We start from the raw sequence: 19,007 nt of genomic DNA on the forward strand, positions 1-19,007 counted from the left end.
GGTGAAAGAATATGATTCTAAAAGGTAATAAAGGGTTTACCCTTATTGAAATGTTAATCGTTATGCTCGTTATTACCGTGCTTTTGCTCATTATGATTCCAAATGTATTAAAGCATAATACGGTTATTAACAACAAAGGCTGCTCAGCTCTTGTCAAAACCGTAGAGGCTGAGGTACAAGTATATGAGCTTGAAAACGGCGAAAAACCAAGTCTAGAAGAGCTTGAAGCAGGAGGCTACTTAAAAGAAGGCACCGTGTGTCCAAATGGTCAAGCTATTCAAATTGACGGTACCGGAAAGGTTACGGCTAGTGGTTCTTCTTAAGCAAAAAGGATTTACCCTCATTGAGATGTTGATGGTTTTATTTATTGTGCAAGTGATGATGTTTTCCATTATCGTAACCATTCGGCCGCTTGTGGAATATTACAAAATCACATTATTCTTGCGACAGCTGCAAAGTGACACGTTTTATGTGCAGCAGACAGCCATGAACCGCGAATCTCCAATTAAAATTAACTTCGCACCGAAGGGAACAGAATATATTGTTTCTGATTCTCGTGCCGTTCTTTATAAGCGCGCCTATGACTCCACCATTCATATCACGTTTGGAAGCGGTAATTCCACGATACAATACAATAAAAATGGAAATATTTCTCAAGCGAAGACCATTTTTATCAGCAGCCAAAAATTTAAATACAAAGTTACTTTTCAAATAGGTAGAGGGCGTTTTTATGTGGACAAGATGTAAGGGTCAGCAGGGCTATACCTTGTTAGAAATGCTTGTGTCATTTAGCATGCTTTTACTCCTAACCGGTACAATTATTCCTTTGTATGTTCAGATGAAAGAAGCAGAAAAGAAGCAATATGTTTCGTATCAAGCCGATGCTATCTTGCACGAAGAGCTATTGAAATATAAATATGAAGCAGGATATAAACGGCGAGAAAAAATCATAAAAGAAAACGTTGTGTTTTATCTGAAATGGAACGGAGAAAGTGCTCAAAAGCTTTGTGTAGAATGGATAGATTCCGCTGATAAAATGAAAAAGAAGTGTGATGTGATGTTGAAGTGAAAAGTGAAAAAGGCTTTACGCTTGTAGAAATGTTAGTCAGTTTTGCTCTTTTTTTGATCATTGTTTCATTTTTCCCCATTATCATTCCGCTAGCTAAGCAAACATATAATCCAGACTTTAGTATGAATGAAATGGAGTGGGAAATTTTTGTGAATCAACTTGCTATGGAATATCGAGAAGCAAAAGAAGTGAGAGTTCATGCGGCTACTCTTACGTTGAAAATGGAAAATAATCAGGTCATCACGTATGAACGATACGAAGACAAGATAAGAAGACGAGTGGATGAAAGCGGTCATGAAGTTGTGCTTCAGCATATTAAGAATATTATGTATGAACAGCAAAAAGAAAGGCTGCTGATTCGTTCAACAGACGGTGTTAACAAAGTTAGAGAAGAAACCATTACGACGTTTTTGATGCTTGCTTATGAAACATAATGAGCAAGGGTTTATTCTCCCGGTTGTGTTGGCGTTTTGTGCGCTTTTTCTTCTGTTAGTAGCTCAGCAAACCACTTATTTTGTGACGAAAAGTTCATTTTATCAAGAAGTAGAGCAGAAAAATCGTCTGCAGCATCTTTTAGAAAACGCGGTTGTACATGTGAAAAAAGAAATAAAAGAACATAGTAAATCTCCATCTGCACCCCTAATATTAGAAACGGGTACGGTTTCATACGAAGTAGTAAGTGAAGATGAACAGATGATTATCCTAAAAATAAAGTGTCAAACACTGCAAGGAAGAGCATTGACAGAAACCGCATATATTCAAAAAAAGGATCAACATATTGTGAGGTGGACGGATTAAGTCTCTTTCTCTCCGGATATAATAGTGCTGAGGAGATGATTATATGAAAACGAATGATTATGTAAAATATATGACTCAGCAATTTGTACAATATATGGATCAGCCAAAAGAAGAGAGGAAAACGAAAAAGATTCAAAAAAAAGAAGAGCGAGCACCTTTTGCAAACAGATGGTTTGGAATGATTCCGCTGTCGTTTATGCTGTGGTACCGAAAGAAAAAAGAAAGATGAGCATATCATATGCTCATCTTTTTTTAACCGGCTTGTGTTTTATTAAATTGACGAGACATGGTTTCAGGCGATATGTAAAATAAGCCACCGTTTATAAACTTGAATAAAATAGTCGGTTCGTACAGCTCTTGAAGCGCTGTTTTTTCGGTCATATATATTTCTGGCAGCTCTTCCGCCGTTTCGTAAAAATGATCAAGAAGCGCTAAGTCTTCATACCATCTTTCCTGCGCTTTTTCAGCCCATTCAGTTGGCTGAGTTTTAACATAGTCAGTCACATATGATGTGAGTCGTGAGATGGCACTTTTCGGTTTAATAAAAGGTGAGAGAGTAAAGCAATAGTCTGAGATTTTAGATGACAAATTTTGATTAATGATTAATTCATGAAATGATTCAACGATTTGTCCATTGATTAAATTAATACCAAGCGACAAAAGCTCATCCTTTTTACGGTCGCATTTGTATGAGACTTTAATATTTAACGCAAGCCAAGGGTGTAAAGGCTGATTTGTTGGCTGAGCTGATGAAACTTGTTCATACAGATGAATAAACCCGCCTAGCTTTTGAGTAGAAGCGAAAATTTGATGCAGCCTAGGTGAGCCAAAATGAATTCGTTCTCCTTGAACAGAATCGTCTTCAAACGCGGGGTCTGTAATGAAAGTGAGTGAAGCAGGATTTGCTTCTCCGCCTGTCTTTTCAACATAATGCCAATAAAATGGACGATTCATCAACTCTTTGTCAAGTTCGATTGTTAATTGAACCGTTAGATAAGATGGTGTTTCTGTGACAATAGAACAATTATTAGCTAGAAAGTAACGCTTTAAAAATTGATGAATATCAGTTTGCTGCATGCTGATCCTCCTCGCTGTCTTCGTATTGAATAATAGACGTCAAGTTCTCCATTTTGATTTTTATTTCTCCTTCACTCCGTGAATGAAATAAAATATCTTGAATATGCTCTTCGATATTTTTTAAATCAAGCTTTGTTAAAATATCATCTAACTCTCCAACAACTCGTTCAAAAAGGTTTATTTTTTCGTATAACAATTTTAAAATATGTTCTTCGACCGTATGTTGAATCGCTAAATTGTAAATGTGAACATCATGCTTTTGACCTAAACGATGTACCCTTCCAATTCGCTGTTCTAGACGCATTGGATTCCACGGTAGATCATAGTTAATAATATGATGACAAAACTGAAGGTTGATTCCTTCTCCGCCCGCTTCAGTGGCAATAAATACTTGCGCGTGGCTTTCAAAAAGCTGCTTCATCCAGTCTTTTTTACCTCGCTTAAATCCTCCTCTAAACGGTACAGAGGTAATTCCATGCTGTTTTAAATACCACTGTAAGTACAGTTGAGTTGCTCTGTACTCAGTGAAAATAATAACTTTGTCATCAATTTTTTGAACGAGCTCCAGAACTTTTTCTGCTTTTGCATTTTGCGGCACTTGCTGAAGTAGTTGCATTAACGGAGTAATCATATGTTCCGTTAATGCGCTGTTTTGATCTTCCTGACGTTCCAGCATGTTTTTTAATGTCATATACACCGCTTCACGGCTGCTGCAGGCCTCTCGCTGCAGGGTTAAAATTGAAAAAGCACTTGAAGGGTGCAGTCCGTTTCCTTTAAAAGACGTAATCGCATCGTATAGCTCGCGTTCTTTCGGTGAAAATTCAACAGGAATGGTTTGAACAATTCGCTTCGTCCATTCGATACCCGTATCATGGCGGCGATTTCGAATCATAACTTTGTTAACAAGCTCTTTTAAGTGCTCATCGTTTTGCAAAGAGCGTTTTTTAGCAGAAAATAATTCTTCGAAATAGTCTTTATTGCCGAGATGGCCAGGCTTTAAAAGAGAGACTAAGTTGAAAATTTCTTCAATTCGATTTTGAATCGGTGTTGCGGTTAGCAACAGACAAAATTTCTTTTTCAGGCTTTGAACAAATTCATAGTTTTTTGTTTTGTTGTTTTTAAGTTTATGAGCTTCATCAATGATGATGAGGTCGTAGTCTTGTTCTAGCACAATTTCTCGATGAGGAGAACGTTTTGCTGTATCAATTGAAGACACAACGATGTCACACTGATCCCACACATATGATTTTCTTTGAGGGACCGCGGGAATATAAAATTTTTGATTCAATTCCATAGCCCACTGTGAAACAAGCGAAGCTGGAACTAAAATGAGAACTTTTTTAACAAGCCCGCGAATCATATATTCCTTCAAAATTAACCCTGCTTCAATCGTTTTCCCTAGTCCTACTTCATCTGCTAAAATGGCTTTCCCATTCATTGTTTCGACTACTTGTTTGGCTACTTCGAGCTGATGAGGAAGCGGCGTTAAATCGGCTAGATGTTTTGGGCTTTGTAGCCCTTCAAATTCTGAGATAAGCGTTTGGTCTTCTATTTCATAGGCAAGTTTATACAAATCCCATGCAGACCAAGGGCCGTCTTGCTCCAATTTAGTTGAGAAGGCTGCTTCCCATGTTTCATCGATGTTTAATTTCACTTTCATGATAAAAATGCTCCTTTGTAAAAAATTTTTATTGAACAAATGATAAGAATCAGGTAGGATAAAAATATATTTAGAAAATTTGAAAAAGAAAATAGATTAGCACTTTACAAATGATTGTGTGAATAAAGATAGATACATCTTTCAGTAGTATGCCCAACTTTACCAACTTTATAGAAGCGAATGACGACACGGGGAGAGACTACTTGAATGTAGCGCCGAAGGAGCAAGCAATAAAATTGTGAATCTCTCAGGCAAAAAGACTCTTGTTTGACGCAGCTCTGGAGAGTGTCTATGCGTTTATAGACCACCCACGAGGCAAACCTATTCGTTTATAGGTAAACTTTCAGGTGAAAAGGACAGAGACTTCCTACTAAATACAGTAGGGGGTTTTCTGTCCTTTTTTGTTTGGATACATAGTGATCCCCACACTATTTGAAAACTCCCCGTTATGAAAAGTTTCACGTGAAAAAGAGGAGGACATAAATATGACAACAGAATTACACAAAACGCCGCTTTATGATACCTATCAAAAATATGGTGCCAAAACAATTGATTTTGGAGGATGGGCTCTTCCCGTTCAATTTTCTTCTATTAAAGAAGAGCATGAAGCTGTACGTACAAAGGCAGGTCTTTTTGATGTCTCTCATATGGGAGAAATTCTTGTGACAGGAGCTGATAGCTTAGCTTTTCTTCAGCATACGATGACAAATGACGTTTCTACCCTTGTAGATGGAAAAGCGCAGTATACGGCTATGTGTTATGAAGACGGAGGCACGGTAGATGATTTGCTGATTTATAAAAAAGCAGATCAAGAGTATTTGCTGGTCGTAAACGCTGCTAATATTCAAAAAGACTATGAGTGGCTTGTGTCTCACAAGCAAGGAGATGTAACGCTCGTTAATCAATCTGATGAAACTGCGCAGCTAGCATTACAAGGTCCTTTAGCAGAAAAAGTTTTACAAACGTTAACGAATGAAAATTTAGCTTCATTAAAGCCATTTACATTTGCTGATGATGTAGAAGTAGCGAATGTAAATGCTCTCGTTTCACGTACTGGATATACCGGAGAAGATGGTTTTGAAATTTATTGTTCTTCAGCTGACGCCTCTCACTTGTGGACGGCTATTTTAGAAGCAGGAAGTGAGGACGGTGTGTTGCCTTGCGGACTAGGAGCTCGCGATACGCTTCGTTTTGAAGCTACTTTGGCTTTATATGGCCAAGAGCTTTCAAAAGATATTACGCCCATTGAAGCTCGAATTGGATTTGCAGTAAAGACGAACAAAGACAGCTTTATTGGAAAAGAAGTGTTAAAAGAACAGCGTGAAAGCGGGGCACCTCGTAAGCTGGTAGGAATTGAAATGATTGATAAAGGTATACCAAGACACGGTTACGAAGTATTTGCAGATGAAGAACAAATTGGATTTGTGACAACAGGTACACAGTCACCGACATTAAAGAAAAACATCGGTTTAGCGCTATTATCAGCAGAGTATACAGAGCTTGGTCAAGAAGTGGAAGTGCAGGTTCGGAAAAAACGCTTAAAAGCAAAAGTGGTTTCAACACCTTTTTATAAACGTTCAAAGTAAGCTTTGGGGAGGAATTTAACATGTTACATCGCTATTTACCAATGACAGAACAAGATCAGCAGCAAATGTTAGCAGCAATTGGTGTTTCATCTGTTGATGATTTATTTTCAGATATTCCGCAGCGCGTTCGTTTTCAAGGAGAATACAATATTAAAAAAGCGGCTTCAGAGCCTCAGCTGTTAAAAGAATTAAATAATATGGCTGCAAAAAATGCTCATTTGAAAGAATATTCTTCTTTTTTAGGAGCGGGAGTTTATGATCATTACATGCCGGTTATTGTTGATCATGTTATTTCTCGTTCGGAATTTTATACGGCCTATACTCCGTATCAGCCAGAAATTTCTCAAGGAGAACTTCAGGCCATCTTTGAATTTCAAACAATGATTTGTGAGTTAACGGGGATGGACGTGGCCAATTCTTCTATGTATGACGGAGGAACTGCTTTAGCAGAAGCCGCTATGCTCAGTGCGGGTCAAACGAAAAAGAAAAAAGTACTTGTCTCTGCGGCCGTTCACCCTGAGTCAAAAGATGTGTTAAAAACGTATGCGAAGGGTCAATACATTGAAGTGGTAGAAATCCCTGCAGCAGACGGCGTAACAGATATGATTGCATTAGAAAAAGAAATGGGAAGTGACGTGGCAGCTGTTATTGTCCAGTATCCAAATTTCTACGGACAAATCGAGCCGTTAAAAGAAATTGAAGAAATTATTCATCAAGAAAAATGTATGTTTGTGGTTTCAAGCAATCCTTTATCATTAGGTTTACTTACGCCTCCTGGAGAATTTGGAGCTGATATTGTCATTGGAGATGCACAGCCATTTGGTATTCCAAGTCAATTTGGAGGCCCGCACTGCGGATACTTTGCAACTACGTCTAAGCTTATGCGAAAAATTCCAGGACGATTAGTAGGGCAAACGGTGGATGAAAACGGTAAGCGAGGGTTTGTTTTAACCCTTCAAGCGCGTGAGCAGCATATACGCCGTGATAAAGCGACGTCTAACATTTGTTCAAATCAAGCGTTAAATGCTTTAGCAGCATCAGTTGCAATGACAGCTTTAGGCAAGCAAGGTGTAAAAGAAATGGCGCTGCAAAACTTATCAAAAACGCATTATGCATATGAAGCGTTAAAGGCAAAAGGGGTAAATGTAGCATTTGAAGGACCGTTTTTTAACGAACTAGTCGTGAAGCTTCCTGTTTCGGTAACAGAAGCAAACAATCATTTATTAGCATCAAAAATAATTGGCGGTTATGATCTTAGCCGTGATAACCAAGCGCTTGAAAATCACATGCTGCTTGCTTTTACAGAACTCCGTACAAAAGAGGAAATTGACCAACTTGTAAATGAATTGGGGGATCTTCATGCTTAATCAAAATCAATCACTTATTTTTGAAAGCAGTAAAGAAGGGCGAATCGGCTATTCATTGCCGGAGTTAGATGTTCCGCAAGTAAATGCTGAAGAGCTGCTTGGAAAAGCGTATGTCCGTACCGAAGCTCCTGAGCTTCCTGAAGTATCAGAACTTGATATTATGCGTCATTACACCGCGCTTTCAAAACGAAATCACGGAGTGGACTCAGGGTTTTATCCGCTTGGTTCATGTACGATGAAATATAATCCAAAAGTGAATGAACAAGCAGCACGCATTGCTGGGTTAGCGCATATTCATCCGCTTCAAGATGAGCAAACGGTTCAAGGTGCTCTCGAACTTTTATATGATTTACAAGAGCATTTAACAGAAATTACGGGAATGGATGAAGTAACACTTCAGCCAGCAGCGGGTGCTCATGGCGAGTGGACTGGGCTTATGATGATTCGTGCCTATCATGAAGCAAATGGTGAGACGCAGCGAACAAAAGTCATTGTTCCAGACTCAGCTCACGGAACGAACCCTGCTTCGGCAACAGTTGCGGGATTTGAAACGGTAACGGTAAAATCAAATGAACATGGTTTAGTGGACTTAGAGGATTTACGCCGCGTAGTGGGAGAAGATACAGCCGCTTTAATGTTAACAAACCCAAATACGCTAGGGTTATTTGAAGAAGATATTTTAGAAATGGCTGAAATTGTTCACGCAGCAGGTGGAAAACTTTATTATGATGGTGCAAATTTAAACGCAGTATTAAGCAAAGCTCGTCCTGGAGATATGGGATTTGACGTTGTTCATTTAAATCTTCATAAAACCTTTACAGGTCCCCATGGAGGCGGCGGTCCTGGTTCTGGTCCGGTAGGGGTAAAAGCAGATTTAATTCCGTATCTGCCTAAACCAGTGCTTGTGAAAAAAGAACAAGGCTATCACTTTGACTATAACCGTCCTCAGTCAATTGGACGCGTAAAGCCGTTTTACGGCAACTTCGGTATCAACGTTCGCGCTTATACGTATATTCGTTCAATGGGTCCAGACGGCTTAAAAGCCGTAACGGAAAACGCTGTGCTAAATGCCAACTATATGATGCGTCGTTTAGCAGAACACTATGAGCTGCCGTTTGACCGTCACTGTAAGCACGAATTTGTTTTATCAGGAAAACGTCAGAAAAAGCTTGGTGTGCGCACATTGGATATCGCGAAACGACTGCTTGATTTTGGCTATCATCCGCCGACTATCTACTTCCCTCTTATCGTAGAAGAGTGCATGATGATCGAACCAACGGAAACGGAGTCGAAAGAAACGCTAGATGCGTTTATCGATGCGATGATTCAAATTGCAAAAGAAGCAGAAGAGACGCCTGAACTCGTACAGGAAGCTCCGCATACAACGGTTGTGAAGCGCCTTGACGAAACGCTAGCAGCGAGAAAACCAGTTCTTCGCTATCAGAAAGAACAGGCTGTTCAAAACGTCTAACAAAAAAACCTCGCCCAAAGGCGAGGTTTTTCTATATACATACCATTATTTTTTCTTTTTTACTTTACCGTTCCACATTTTGAAGCCGCCTTTTAAATCATAGATTTCTTGAACACCGTGGCGACGAAGCATTTGTGCTGCACGTCCTGTGCGCATTCCGCTTTGACAATAGATGTACACAGGCTGATCTGGACGAAATTCTTTAATGCGCATACGGAACTGTGAAAGAGGAATATTTCGTGCGCCTAAAATATGTCCGTTTTCGAATTCATTCGGTTCGCGAATATCAACTAGCTGTGCCTTGCGGTAGCCGCTGCGGAATTCTTCTTCAGTTAACGTTTTCATAATGCGACGTTGGATAAAGAACATAACGACAGAGTATATGATGATTACTCCAAGTAAAATGAGTACTGCTGTAATTGGTGACATGCTGATTCTTCCTTTCTTCGACAAAATCCATACTCTTATTATATAAGTGAATGAAATTAGAAGTAAAGCGATTTTGCCTTGAATCTAGCGGATTTCTTCCCCAAAATGAAAAAACTACCACATTTGAATTCGCAGTTTTATGTTGCTCTTTGCTTTTCCTTAGCTCAATCTTTTGGTAGACTAAAAAACGGATTTATTTTTTATATTACATATAGCTGAGGATGAGGTAGATGAAAGCAAAGTGGAGATTTATTGATTCCAACAACCGTTCGCCTTATTACAATATGGCGTTAGATGAAGCATTATTAGAATGGCATAGTAAAGGAGAAATTCCACCTACGATTCGTTTTTACGGATGGAACCCTCCAACGCTGTCAATCGGTTATTTTCAAAAAGCTGAAAAAGAAATTAACTTTGATAAAGTAAAAGAATTAGGACTAGGCTTTGTGAGACGTCCAACGGGCGGCAGGGGCGTGCTTCATGATGAAGAGCTTACTTACAGCGTCATTGTATCTGAAGAGTATCCTAATATGCCTAAGACAGTTACAGAGGCATATCGCGTGATCTCAGAAGGTTTACTGGAAGGATTTCGTTCGTTAGGGCTCGAGGCTTATTTTGCTATTCCTCGTTCAGAAGAAGAAAAAAATAGCTTAAAAAACCCTCGTTCATCCGTATGTTTTGATGCTCCTTCTTGGTATGAACTTGTTGTAGAGGGCCGCAAAATTGCTGGAAGTGCCCAAACTAGACAAAAAGGAGTTATTCTACAGCACGGCTCTATTCTGTTAGAGATTGATGAAGATAAATTATTCAGCGTGTTTAATTATCCAAATGACCGCGTGAAAGAAAGAATGCAGCGCGCATTTCGTTCTAAAGCGGTAGCCATCAATGCAATTGCGGGCCGCAAAATTTCTATCGAAGAAGCAAAAGAAGCGTTTTATAAAGGATTTGCTTCTGCTCTTGATATCGATTTAGAACCGTATACACTGTCTGAAGAAGAGGAAGCATATGTAGAAGAACTAGCGCGCACAAAGTACGGATCGGATGAATGGAACTTTAAGCGCTAAACGAATGCGGATGGTAAATAGATAAAAGTGCAACTTCTTATAAGTTGCACTTTTTATTGGAATTTTTAGAAACAATGCTTGGCTAATAGAATACATAGGGAAGAAAAGTCAAACACTTTTTTTACGAAAAAAAAAATATTTCACTTGACACCCTTCTATATGTAGATGTTTGGAGGAGTGTAAAATACTATATATTGAATTCGTCCAAGCCGTGTGGTAAGTTATTGATAGTTGATTGAAAAACTCTATTTCCTTTAAAAGGAAATATAGTTAATAAATTTATAGATGTTCGATAGGTAAGGAGTTGTGAGAATGACTGTTTTGTTAAATCAAAAAGTGAATATGAATGTTGAAAAGCTCAATTCAGATATTGAACGCTTTCCGCAAGTACATCCGATTACACCGGATATGAAGTTGACTCATAAAGGTGTTTCAAGATTGGTAATGTTAGACCGCTATGCGTTTAAAGATACGGAAAAATTAACGTTATCAGAAGGAGATTTTGTTGTTCTAACTGTAAAGGAAGACCCAAAATTTCCAGCACGAGGACTTGGCTATGTGGAAAGCATTAATTTTGAGCAAAAAACCGCTGTTGTCAAGGTAGAAGATGAGTTTAGAGGAGCTTTATCACCTGAAGAAGCAGAAAATGGGTTAATTACTCGTTCTTTAGATGTCATTGAAAAACCTCTAGAGGTCTTCTATGAGCAAATTGCAAAACGTAATGCAACAGGCTTAGCTTCTGTGGAAAAAACAGAAGAAAAGCGCAAAGAGTGGTTTGAAAAGTTCTATCAAGAGCTTGTTCAGCTAAACTTTGTACCCGCTGGCCGCGTTCTTTACGGTGCAGGTGCTGACACGGACGTAACGTACTTCAACTGTTACGTAATGCCTTATGTAAAAGATTCACGTGAAGGTATTTCAGAACACCGCAAACAAGTAATGGAAATCATGAGCCGCGGAGGCGGTGTTGGAACGAATGGTTCAACTCTTCGCCCGCGCAACACGCTGGCTCGCGGTGTAAACGGCAAATCATCTGGTTCGGTTTCATGGTTAGATGATATTGCTAAACTGACGCATCTTGTTGAGCAAGGTGGGTCGCGTCGTGGGGCACAAATGATCATGCTTGCCGACTGGCATCCTGACATTGTAGAGTTTATTATTTCTAAAATGCAAAACCCTCGCATTTTACGTTTCTTAATTGAAAACACAAATGACGAAATGATTAAAAAGCACGCTCAAGATAAATTGAAGTTCACGCCGCTAACAGAGTCTGAAGAAGCAATGTACCAAGGAATCATTAACTATAAACAAATTCCTGGTCTTGGTGGATTTAATGAAAAAATCATTAAAGATGCAGAAGAAAAGCTGCAAACAGGCGGAACGTACAGCGTTCATAACTCAGAGTTTTTAACAGGAGCAAACATTTCTGTATGCTTAACAAAAGATTTTATGGATGCTGTTGAAAACGACGGTGAATACGAACTTCGCTTCCCAGACGTAGAAAGCTATTCAAAAGAAGAAATGGCTAACTACAATGAAAACTGGCACGAAGTAGGCGACGTGCGCGAGTGGGTAAAACAAGGAAACAAAGTTCGTACGTACCGAACTATCCGTGCAAAAGAGCTATGGAACTTAATTAATATTTGTGCAACGTACTCAGCTGAACCAGGCATTTTCTTCTTCGACAATGCCAATGACATGACAAATGCTCAAGCATATGGTCAGCACGTTGTTGCAACGAATCCATGTGGTGAACAACCACTTGCACCATTCTCTGTTTGTAACTTAGCTGCTGTTAACTTAGCGCAAATGGCAGATAAAGAAACAAAAACAGTTAACTTTGAAAAGCTACGTCAAACGGTTGAAACGGGCGTTAGAATGCAAGATAACGTTATTGATGCAACTCCTTATTTCTTAGAAGAGAACCAAAAGCAAGCGCTTGGCGAACGCCGCGTTGGTCTTGGTGTAATGGGTCTTCACGATCTTCTTATTTATTGTGAAACAGAATACGGCTCTGACAAAGGCAATGAGTTAGTAGATAAAGTGTTTGAAACAATTGCCACGACGGCTTACCGCGCGTCTGTAGAGCTTGGAAAAGAAAAAGGAAGCTTCCCGTTCTTAGTGGGCGAAACAGATGCTGAAACGGCTTCTTTACGTGAAGCATTCACAAATACAGGCTTCATGAAAAAAATGCCTGAAGATATTCGTGAAAACATTAAAGAGCACGGTATCCGAAACTCTCATTTATTAACAGTAGCGCCAACAGGCAGTACTGGAACGATGGTTGGAGTATCAACGGGTCTTGAACCTTATTTCTCATTCTCATACTTCCGAAGCGGTCGTTTAGGTAAGTTTATTGAAGTGAAAGCTGATATCGTTCAAGAGTATTTAGATCAGCATCCAGAAGCAGATCCAAACAATCTTCCTGAATGGTTCATTTCAGCTATGGAACTTGCACCACAAGCTCACGCGGACGTGCAATGTGTGATTCAGCGCTGGATTGATAGCTCAATTAGTAAAACAGTAAACGCTCCTCGTGGTTACACGGTAGAGCAAGTTCAAAAAGTGTACGAGCGTCTGTATAAAGGCGGAGCAAAAGGCGGTACGGTGTACGTAGACGGAAGCCGTGATGCACAAGTCTTAACGCTAAAAGCAGAAGAAAATACATTTGATGAAGAAATTGAAGCGCCAAAAGAAGAAACAAAACCACACGTTGTGTTAGTTGATACAATTAATGAAATTCGTTCAACTGATGTAACAATCGGTTCTGAAGTAGGTAATACGTGTCCGGTTTGCCGTCAAGGAACGGTAGAGGAAATGGGCGGATGCAACACATGTACAAACTGTGGTGCACAGCTGAAATGCGGCCTTTAATTTTTAATCATGATTGACTAGTAAAAGCTGACTCAAGTGAGTCGGCTTTTATTATGTATGAAAATGGGGCATAAATAAGAAGCGGGAGAGAACGGTTCTTGTATTTGAATAAGCATTGTAGTATGATTTTAATTGAATGTCTTTTATCCAGTTTTATCTTATGACATCGCTTTATTTACACGTTTTTTTCACATAGATTATCAAACATGAACACGATATCACTATAAGAAACAGACATTTATGACTTATTATTAGCAATACATAATATTAATTGGGGGAGATTTCATGCCTACACCGAGTATGGAAGATTATATTGAACAAATATATATGCTAATTGAAGATAAAGGATACGCTCGAGTGTCTGATATTGCTGATGCATTGGCGGTTCACCCCTCATCTGTAACAAAGATGGTTCAAAAACTAGACAAAGATGAGTACTTAATTTATGAAAAATATCGAGGCCTTGTTTTAACAGCTAAGGGACAGAAGATTGGAAAACGTCTTGTTTATCGCCACGAGCTCTTAGAGCAGCTATTGCGAATTATTGGCGTGGATGAGAAGAATATTTATGATGACGTAGAAGGAATTGAACATCATTTAAGCTGGAATTCCATTGATCGAATTGGGGACTTGGTTCAATACTTTGAAGAAAATCATAACCGTATTCAAGATCTTCGCAATGTACAGAAACGAAATGAAGAAGAGCAAAAATTATAAGGAAAAAGCAGCGGCCAATAGCGTCACTGCTTTTTTTCTTTTTATCATAACTTGTTGTTGAGTCGACTACAAATGTAGAGTAGGTAGTTTGGAGGAGAGGCTGTGTACGTCGACGGAGTATTTTCAGGTGGCGGTATTAAAGGGCTTGCACTGATTGGTGCGTTACAAGCTCTAGAAGAAAAAGGCTTTATTTTTCGGCGGTTAGCGGGAACGAGTGCGGGTTCCATTATTTGTGCATTTGTAGCAGCTGGTTATACAAGTGAAGAAATCGTTGAAATGATGAATGAAATTGAGTTATCTTCTTTCCTAGATCAAAGAATGTCCTTTTTACCATCGAGCTTGACAAAATGGCTGTTTTTATATTGGAAAATGGGATTATATAAAGGAGAAAGGCTTGAAAAATGGATTGCTGAGAAGTTGCGGAGCAGAGGAATTCGTACATTTGCTGATTTGCCTGATCAGTCGCTGCGTATTATTGCGTCAGATTTGACCAACAGTACGATGCTTGTTCTTCCAGATGATTTGCCTAAATATCACATTGATCCGAATCGTTTTTCTGTAGCAAGAGCCGTTCGGATGAGCTGCAGCATTCCATATTTTTTTGAGCCGGTTAAATTAAAATCTACTCCAAGCAGTTTAATAGTCGACGGGGGAGTGTTAAGCAACTTTCCAATTTTTTTATTTGATGATGATAAAAGTTTGAAGAAACGACCGGTAATTGGTGTGAAGCTGAGTCCGAAGGACGAAGAGAGAGAACGGAATAAAATTAAAAATGCCGTTGGTTTATTTAGTGCGCTTTTTGAGACGATGAAAGATGCGCACGATGCAAGACATATTTCAAAACGTCACGAAAAAAATATTATCTTTTTACCTGTTAATCAAGTTTTTGCGACAGAATTTACCCTCACAGAAGAACGGAAGGAAGAGCTGATTGCGTTTGGCAAAAAGCGTACAAGGGCATTTTTGAAAAAATGGTGCTATTAAAAAAACAAGGAGGCTTTTCTCCTTGTTTTTTTAAAAGAATGCTCTATTTTTCTTTTTTCCTTTTTTACCTTCGATGACGGTCAAGTGTGAGTTGTTTTTCTTTTTCTTTAGCGGTTTCGTTGATTTGGATACCGGGCGCTTATTTGAGCTTCGGTACGTATGCATATCAACTTTGTTGCTTCCTCGCTCTTTTTCTTTTTGACGCAGTTTCGATTGCTTTACTGCGCGCACATAGCCTCTATCTTGACCTTTTGTCTGAGAAGGGCGGAGAATAAACCGATAAACTAAGTAAAACAAAATGATAAACAGAAAAATATAACCTGCTTGACGTAATAAAACAGCTGGATCTGTAATCAACGTAAATGCAAAGCCAATGACTCCTAACCCGATTAGACCATATACAAGTGGTTTCACGAATGGACGTCTCATTTTGTTCACCTCCTAAAATAGTAAAAAAAGAAAGCAAAACGGTGTGGATTAGACAACTTGTTCGTCAGTGGTAGAAGAAAGTTCATTTTCAACGCGTAAAAGTTCTTTAAATGAAGCAATCGCAACTTCAACTTGATCATCTTTTGGTTCTTTGGTTGTTAAAAGCTGAAGCCATAAACCGGGATAACCTAAAAAGCGAAGAAGAGGGACATGACGAACTTTATTGGTTAACTGTAACACTTCAAATGATAAACCAAGGACAACTGGAATTAATGCAAGGCGATCCACAATTCGTAACCAAAGAGGATCCGTTGGAACTAGTAGGTAGACAAACATTCCTACAACTACGGTAAAGAGGATAAAGCTACTTCCGCAGCGATAATGAAGTCGAGATTGTGCTTGAACGGCTTCTACCGTAAGTTCAGCATTGTTTTCATATGCATTAATGACCTTGTGTTCTGCTCCATGATATTGAAACACCCGTTTAATAAGTGGCGTTTGTGAAATCACATAAATATAGCCAAGGAGCAATAATAGTTTAAATACTCCTTCAATAAAAACTTGAGCTACACTTGAAGTGAAAACAGGACGTGTCAATTGTGCTAAAAACACAGGAATCAATGTAAATAGTACTTTCCCGAAAAGAAAGGATATTACACCAATAGTTGCAACGCCAAATATTAAAGATAGTTTTGATTCTTTTTTCTCTTTTTGTTGTTCTGCTGCTACTTGAGCATCATCTTCTGGATTCACGTCATAGCGTTCAGAGGAAAAGTTCAAGTGCTGCGTACCGTTTGCACTGGCTTCAACAATAGCAGCAATTCCTCGTAAAAAAGGAATTTTTTTTAAAGCAGTGAGTACGGAATTTGATTTTCTTTTTGAATGAAAATAATCAATAGATTGATCTTTGCGGCGAATAGCCGTCACCATCATACGTTTGCCACCGAACATGACACCTTCTATAACGGCTTGACCACCATACGCAGGTTTTTGTAATTTAGACATTTCAGGCACCAACCTAACTTAACTAGACTAGACTTCTTAGTATTTTATATTCTACAGCAAAATCAAATAAACCTCTAGGCGGATGCATGTTATCTAGTTTAGCCAATATTTTTCATCTCCACACCCTTCATATGAATTTTTTTCCTTTCATTTATAAAATTTGTTTATGAAACTCTGTGCGAAGTAGTTTTAAAATGTCTCTGCGATATCAGGCGCCCTTCTTGCGTATAGGAAGAGTAATAAACGTAAAAACTTAGAAATGAGTCGGTAGGAAATGAGAAAAAAGTTCATACTACATCAAGAGGTGATTAATATGTCAGAACCTAAAGAACAGCATGAAAAAAAACAGGATAACCAACCTACGCATAAACAGGAAATATCTTTTTTATTTAAAGCCATCTTTATTTCCTTTTTTGGAGGGGTTTTCTGGAGCTTTATTGGCTATTTAAATTATCTGTTTAGCTTTAGTGTTATCAATCCAAATATGCTTTTAGATCCATGGGCATTAGGTGATTGGAAGGATAAAGGAATAGGTGTTATCGTCAGTATTTTTCTCATAGGGGTATTATCTATTGTTGTCGGGTTGTTATACTACGTCCTATTAAAGAAGTTTAAAACAATTTGGATAGGTTTTGCTTACGGCTTATTATGGTGGGCAATCGTATTCGTTGTTTTGAATCCGCTCTTTCCTAACTTGAAAACAATTGGAGAGCTTCCAGCTAACACAATTATTTCATCCCTCTGTATTTATATTTTATATGGTGTATTCATCGGATATTCCATTTCTTTTGAAGCGGCAGAGCTTCAAACAAAAGATGAATCTACAGATTTTCAAACGGCGAATAAGTAGTGTGAATGTTCCAACGTATGCTAATATATTCTATATAATGATTTAAAAAGAAAAATAAAGTGTAAATTCACACAAGTGAGCTGCATAAAGGGTTCGTAGTAGGGGAGAGTGTTGAAATAAGATGAATAAGATTTTAGTAATAAACGGTCCTAATTTAAACCGTTTAGGCGTACGCGAACCAGCGGTATATGGGACAGATAATCTTCAAAATCTTGAAGAGAAGCTTCAGCGAGCAGGCAGAGACCATGAGGTAGAAGTTGAGTGCGTACAGTCTAATCACGAAGGTGTAATTATCGACTGGATTCACGAAGCAGATGAGAAGTTTGATGGGATTATGATCAATCCTGGTGCTTTTACTCACTACAGTTATGCCATTCGAGATGCGATTGCCAGTATATCTGTTCCTGTTATTGAAGTGCATATTTCGAACGTACATAAGCGTGAAGAGTTTCGCCACCATTCGGTGACGGCACCTGTTACGCATGGTCAAATTGTCGGGTTAGGTTTATACGGATACGAGCTTGCTCTGCAGGCACTTTTACAATTAAGGGGGAAATAAAATGAAAATCGAAAAACTACGCGAACAGTTTTCAAAGTTGAATGTAGACGGTGTTGTCGTTACAAGTGAATATAACAGACGCTATATGACCAATTTTACAGGATCTGCTGGTGTCGTTATCATTTCTGAAGACAAAGCGGCATTTGTAACAGATTTTCGTTATGTTGAACAAGCAACTAGTCAAACAGAAGGTTTTGATATCGTTCAGCACAAGGGTCCTATTGTAGAAGAAGTAGCGAATGTAGTGAAACAATTTGGAATTAAAAAGCTTGGTTTTGAACAGAATTATGTTACATATGGACAGCATCAATTATTTGATAAGCATATCGGAGCGGAACTTGTTCCAATCTCGCACGCAATCGAAAACTTACGCTTGATAAAGAGTGACTCAGAGATTAAGATATTAAAGGAAGCTGCAAAAATAGCAGATGCAGCATATGAACATATTTTAACCTTTGTTCGTCCTGGTTTAACAGAGCTTCAAGTATCGAATGAACTGGAGTTCTTTATGAGAAAACAAGGCGCAACATCTTCATCTTTTGATACAATTGTTGCTTCAGGGCATCGCGGGGCTTTACCGCATGGTGTTGCTTCTGACAAAGTAATTGAAAAAGGCGAACTTGTAACGCTTGATTTTGGCGCATACTATAATGGTTACTGTTCAGATATCACACGAACATTTGCCGTCGGTGAAGTAAGTGATAAGCTAAAAGAAATTTATAATGTCGTACTGCAAGCAGAGCTTAACGGAATGAAAGGTATCAAAGCAGGCATGACGGGTAAAGAAGCAGATGCGCTAACGCGTGATTATATTACAGAACACGGATACGGCCAGTATTTTGGACATTCGACCGGTCACGGCGTAGGGTTAGAAGTACACGAAGGCCCATCGCTTTCTGTGAAATCTACAGATGTACTGCAGCCAGGTATGATTGTAACCGTTGAACCAGGTATTTACATACCAGACTTAGGGGGCGTTCGTATTGAAGATGATACGGTCGTCACAGCAGAAGGTAATGAGGCATTATCGCACTCATCAAAAGAGTTCATTATTTTATAAAATGTAGGAGG

The 19,007-nt window shown here is 38.8% G+C and carries 21 protein-coding genes and 1 riboswitch; of the genes, 16 read left to right on the forward strand and 5 right to left on the reverse strand.

All coding sequences use genetic code 11. The features are described from left to right. Window positions 1–11 precede the first annotated feature (11 nt). The 6 genes from comGC to ACH0CI_RS02065 are packed head-to-tail and all read left to right on the forward strand — an operon-like array spanning window position 12 to window position 2,096. The gene (gene comGC, locus ACH0CI_RS02040; RefSeq protein ID WP_016765560.1) at window positions 12–323 is read left to right on the forward strand and encodes a competence type IV pilus major pilin ComGC; all 312 of its coding nucleotides are present in this window, start codon (window positions 12–14) and stop codon (window positions 321–323) included. Next, a complete protein-coding gene (gene comGD, locus ACH0CI_RS02045; RefSeq protein WP_016765559.1) occupies window positions 310–747 on the forward strand; it encodes a competence type IV pilus minor pilin ComGD in 438 nt (145 codons plus the stop codon). Before comGC ends, comGD begins: the two co-directional genes overlap by 14 nt. Next, window positions 731–1,069: a prepilin-type N-terminal cleavage/methylation domain-containing protein gene (locus tag ACH0CI_RS02050; RefSeq protein WP_335387919.1), complete on the forward strand. Its 339-nt coding sequence runs from the start codon at window positions 731–733 to the stop codon at window positions 1,067–1,069. Before comGD ends, ACH0CI_RS02050 begins: the two co-directional genes overlap by 17 nt. Next, window positions 1,066–1,503, forward strand: coding sequence for a competence type IV pilus minor pilin ComGF (gene comGF / locus ACH0CI_RS02055; RefSeq protein ID WP_335387918.1), 438 nt, complete (start codon window positions 1,066–1,068; stop codon window positions 1,501–1,503). The genes ACH0CI_RS02050 and comGF overlap by 4 nt, the downstream gene beginning before the upstream one ends. Beyond that, window positions 1,493–1,867, forward strand: a complete 375-nt coding sequence (comGG, locus tag ACH0CI_RS02060; RefSeq protein WP_335387916.1) for a competence type IV pilus minor pilin ComGG — start codon at window positions 1,493–1,495, stop codon at window positions 1,865–1,867. Before comGF ends, comGG begins: the two co-directional genes overlap by 11 nt. A gap of 43 nt (window positions 1,868–1,910) precedes the next feature. After that, window positions 1,911–2,096, forward strand: coding sequence for a YqzE family protein (locus tag ACH0CI_RS02065; protein ID WP_013059170.1), 186 nt, complete (start codon window positions 1,911–1,913; stop codon window positions 2,094–2,096). A 23-nt stretch (window positions 2,097–2,119) separates the two neighbouring features. Here the strand turns inward: ACH0CI_RS02065 and ACH0CI_RS02070 are convergent, their stop codons facing one another. After that, window positions 2,120–2,944 carry a YqhG family protein gene (locus ACH0CI_RS02070; RefSeq protein WP_406900820.1) on the reverse strand — a complete coding sequence of 275 codons (825 nt, stop codon included), beginning with the start codon at window positions 2,942–2,944 and terminating at the stop codon, window positions 2,120–2,122. Further along, on the reverse strand, window positions 2,931–4,604 hold the full coding sequence (locus ACH0CI_RS02075) for a DEAD/DEAH box helicase (protein ID WP_033579702.1): 1,674 nt from the start codon (window positions 4,602–4,604) through the stop codon (window positions 2,931–2,933). The genes ACH0CI_RS02070 and ACH0CI_RS02075 overlap by 14 nt, the downstream gene beginning before the upstream one ends. 180 nt (window positions 4,605–4,784) lie before the next feature. After that, window positions 4,785–4,877: riboswitch (glycine riboswitch) on the forward strand. Window positions 4,878–5,089: 212 nt separating this feature from the next. On the opposite strand from ACH0CI_RS02075, the gene gcvT reads away from it, so the two are divergent. The 3 genes from gcvT to gcvPB are packed head-to-tail and all read left to right on the forward strand — an operon-like array spanning window position 5,090 to window position 9,028. Next, entirely contained in the window at window positions 5,090–6,190 is a 1,101-nt protein-coding gene (gene gcvT, locus ACH0CI_RS02080) for a glycine cleavage system aminomethyltransferase GcvT (RefSeq protein ID WP_098112942.1), read from the forward strand. A gap of 20 nt (window positions 6,191–6,210) precedes the next feature. Continuing rightward, window positions 6,211–7,557 (forward strand): aminomethyl-transferring glycine dehydrogenase subunit GcvPA, encoded by a 1,347-nt coding sequence (gcvPA, locus tag ACH0CI_RS02085; protein ID WP_335387912.1) that lies wholly within the window; start codon window positions 6,211–6,213, stop codon window positions 7,555–7,557. Next, on the forward strand, window positions 7,550–9,028 hold the full coding sequence (gene gcvPB, locus ACH0CI_RS02090; protein WP_335387910.1) for an aminomethyl-transferring glycine dehydrogenase subunit GcvPB: 1,479 nt from the start codon (window positions 7,550–7,552) through the stop codon (window positions 9,026–9,028). The genes gcvPA and gcvPB overlap by 8 nt, the downstream gene beginning before the upstream one ends. Before the next feature lie 45 nt (window positions 9,029–9,073). Here the strand turns inward: gcvPB and ACH0CI_RS02095 are convergent, their stop codons facing one another. After that, window positions 9,074–9,457: a rhodanese-like domain-containing protein gene (locus tag ACH0CI_RS02095; protein WP_098112941.1), complete on the reverse strand. Its 384-nt coding sequence runs from the start codon at window positions 9,455–9,457 to the stop codon at window positions 9,074–9,076. Between the two features lie 230 nt (window positions 9,458–9,687). Between ACH0CI_RS02095 and ACH0CI_RS02100 the strand changes: the two genes are divergently transcribed. The 4 genes from ACH0CI_RS02100 to ACH0CI_RS02115 all read left to right on the forward strand — a co-directional run bounded on the left by ACH0CI_RS02100 (window position 9,688) and on the right by ACH0CI_RS02115 (window position 15,093). Further along, window positions 9,688–10,521: a lipoate--protein ligase family protein gene (locus tag ACH0CI_RS02100; protein ID WP_013085005.1), complete on the forward strand. Its 834-nt coding sequence runs from the start codon at window positions 9,688–9,690 to the stop codon at window positions 10,519–10,521. A 312-nt stretch (window positions 10,522–10,833) separates the two neighbouring features. Beyond that, the gene (locus tag ACH0CI_RS02105; RefSeq protein ID WP_406900821.1) at window positions 10,834–13,392 is read left to right on the forward strand and encodes a vitamin B12-dependent ribonucleotide reductase; all 2,559 of its coding nucleotides are present in this window, start codon (window positions 10,834–10,836) and stop codon (window positions 13,390–13,392) included. A 285-nt stretch (window positions 13,393–13,677) separates the two neighbouring features. Further along, on the forward strand, window positions 13,678–14,109 hold the full coding sequence (gene mntR / locus ACH0CI_RS02110) for a transcriptional regulator MntR (RefSeq protein WP_013085004.1): 432 nt from the start codon (window positions 13,678–13,680) through the stop codon (window positions 14,107–14,109). Between the two features lie 102 nt (window positions 14,110–14,211). After that, window positions 14,212–15,093, forward strand: coding sequence for a patatin-like phospholipase family protein (locus tag ACH0CI_RS02115; protein ID WP_028411603.1), 882 nt, complete (start codon window positions 14,212–14,214; stop codon window positions 15,091–15,093). 30 nt (window positions 15,094–15,123) lie between these two features. Here the strand turns inward: ACH0CI_RS02115 and ACH0CI_RS02120 are convergent, their stop codons facing one another. Together ACH0CI_RS02120 and ACH0CI_RS02125 are read right to left on the reverse strand one after the other, a co-directional pair. Then, window positions 15,124–15,522 (reverse strand): SA1362 family protein, encoded by a 399-nt coding sequence (locus ACH0CI_RS02120; RefSeq protein WP_013059160.1) that lies wholly within the window; start codon window positions 15,520–15,522, stop codon window positions 15,124–15,126. 48 nt (window positions 15,523–15,570) lie between these two features. Then, window positions 15,571–16,527: a DUF1385 domain-containing protein gene (locus tag ACH0CI_RS02125; protein ID WP_014458240.1), complete on the reverse strand. Its 957-nt coding sequence runs from the start codon at window positions 16,525–16,527 to the stop codon at window positions 15,571–15,573. Window positions 16,528–16,840: 313 nt separating this feature from the next. Between ACH0CI_RS02125 and ACH0CI_RS02130 the strand changes: the two genes are divergently transcribed. The 3 genes from ACH0CI_RS02130 (at window position 16,841) to ACH0CI_RS02140 (ending at window position 18,996) form a co-directional block, all read left to right on the forward strand. Further along, window positions 16,841–17,377, forward strand: a complete 537-nt coding sequence (locus ACH0CI_RS02130) for a YqhR family membrane protein (protein WP_028411601.1) — start codon at window positions 16,841–16,843, stop codon at window positions 17,375–17,377. A 121-nt stretch (window positions 17,378–17,498) separates the two neighbouring features. Then, window positions 17,499–17,936, forward strand: coding sequence for a type II 3-dehydroquinate dehydratase (gene aroQ, locus ACH0CI_RS02135; RefSeq protein ID WP_335387908.1), 438 nt, complete (start codon window positions 17,499–17,501; stop codon window positions 17,934–17,936). A 1-nt stretch (window position 17,937) separates the two neighbouring features. Beyond that, on the forward strand, window positions 17,938–18,996 hold the full coding sequence (locus tag ACH0CI_RS02140) for a M24 family metallopeptidase (RefSeq protein WP_335387905.1): 1,059 nt from the start codon (window positions 17,938–17,940) through the stop codon (window positions 18,994–18,996). Window positions 18,997–19,007 lie beyond the last annotated feature (11 nt).

Source organism: Priestia sp. 179-F W1.4 NHS, from assembly GCF_045369295.1.
In the GTDB taxonomy this organism is placed as follows: domain Bacteria; phylum Bacillota; class Bacilli; order Bacillales; family Bacillaceae_H; genus Priestia; species Priestia zanthoxyli.

Excerpts from the sequence above, each read along its gene's own strand:
- ACH0CI_RS02130 (WP_028411601.1), top strand. The coding sequence starts at position 16,841 with ATGTCAGAACCTAAAGAACAGCATGAAAAAAAACAGGATAACCAACCT.
- comGC (WP_016765560.1), top strand. The coding sequence starts at position 12 with ATGATTCTAAAAGGTAATAAAGGGTTTACCCTTATTGAAATGTTAATC.
- ACH0CI_RS02125 (WP_014458240.1), bottom strand. The coding sequence starts at position 16,527 with ATGTCTAAATTACAAAAACCTGCGTATGGTGGTCAAGCCGTTATAGAA.
- gcvT (WP_098112942.1), top strand. The coding sequence starts at position 5,090 with ATGACAACAGAATTACACAAAACGCCGCTTTATGATACCTATCAAAAA.
- comGG (WP_335387916.1), top strand. The coding sequence starts at position 1,493 with ATGAAACATAATGAGCAAGGGTTTATTCTCCCGGTTGTGTTGGCGTTT.
- ACH0CI_RS02065 (WP_013059170.1), top strand. The coding sequence starts at position 1,911 with ATGAAAACGAATGATTATGTAAAATATATGACTCAGCAATTTGTACAA.
- aroQ (WP_335387908.1), top strand. The coding sequence starts at position 17,499 with ATGAATAAGATTTTAGTAATAAACGGTCCTAATTTAAACCGTTTAGGC.
- ACH0CI_RS02140 (WP_335387905.1), top strand. The coding sequence starts at position 17,938 with ATGAAAATCGAAAAACTACGCGAACAGTTTTCAAAGTTGAATGTAGAC.
- ACH0CI_RS02095 (WP_098112941.1), bottom strand. The coding sequence starts at position 9,457 with ATGTCACCAATTACAGCAGTACTCATTTTACTTGGAGTAATCATCATA.
- gcvPB (WP_335387910.1), top strand. The coding sequence starts at position 7,550 with ATGCTTAATCAAAATCAATCACTTATTTTTGAAAGCAGTAAAGAAGGG.
- ACH0CI_RS02100 (WP_013085005.1), top strand. The coding sequence starts at position 9,688 with ATGAAAGCAAAGTGGAGATTTATTGATTCCAACAACCGTTCGCCTTAT.
- ACH0CI_RS02105 (WP_406900821.1), top strand. The coding sequence starts at position 10,834 with ATGACTGTTTTGTTAAATCAAAAAGTGAATATGAATGTTGAAAAGCTC.
- ACH0CI_RS02070 (WP_406900820.1), bottom strand. The coding sequence starts at position 2,944 with ATGCAGCAAACTGATATTCATCAATTTTTAAAGCGTTACTTTCTAGCT.
- ACH0CI_RS02075 (WP_033579702.1), bottom strand. The coding sequence starts at position 4,604 with ATGAAAGTGAAATTAAACATCGATGAAACATGGGAAGCAGCCTTCTCA.
- ACH0CI_RS02050 (WP_335387919.1), top strand. The coding sequence starts at position 731 with ATGTGGACAAGATGTAAGGGTCAGCAGGGCTATACCTTGTTAGAAATG.
- gcvPA (WP_335387912.1), top strand. The coding sequence starts at position 6,211 with ATGTTACATCGCTATTTACCAATGACAGAACAAGATCAGCAGCAAATG.
- mntR (WP_013085004.1), top strand. The coding sequence starts at position 13,678 with ATGCCTACACCGAGTATGGAAGATTATATTGAACAAATATATATGCTA.
- ACH0CI_RS02120 (WP_013059160.1), bottom strand. The coding sequence starts at position 15,522 with ATGAGACGTCCATTCGTGAAACCACTTGTATATGGTCTAATCGGGTTA.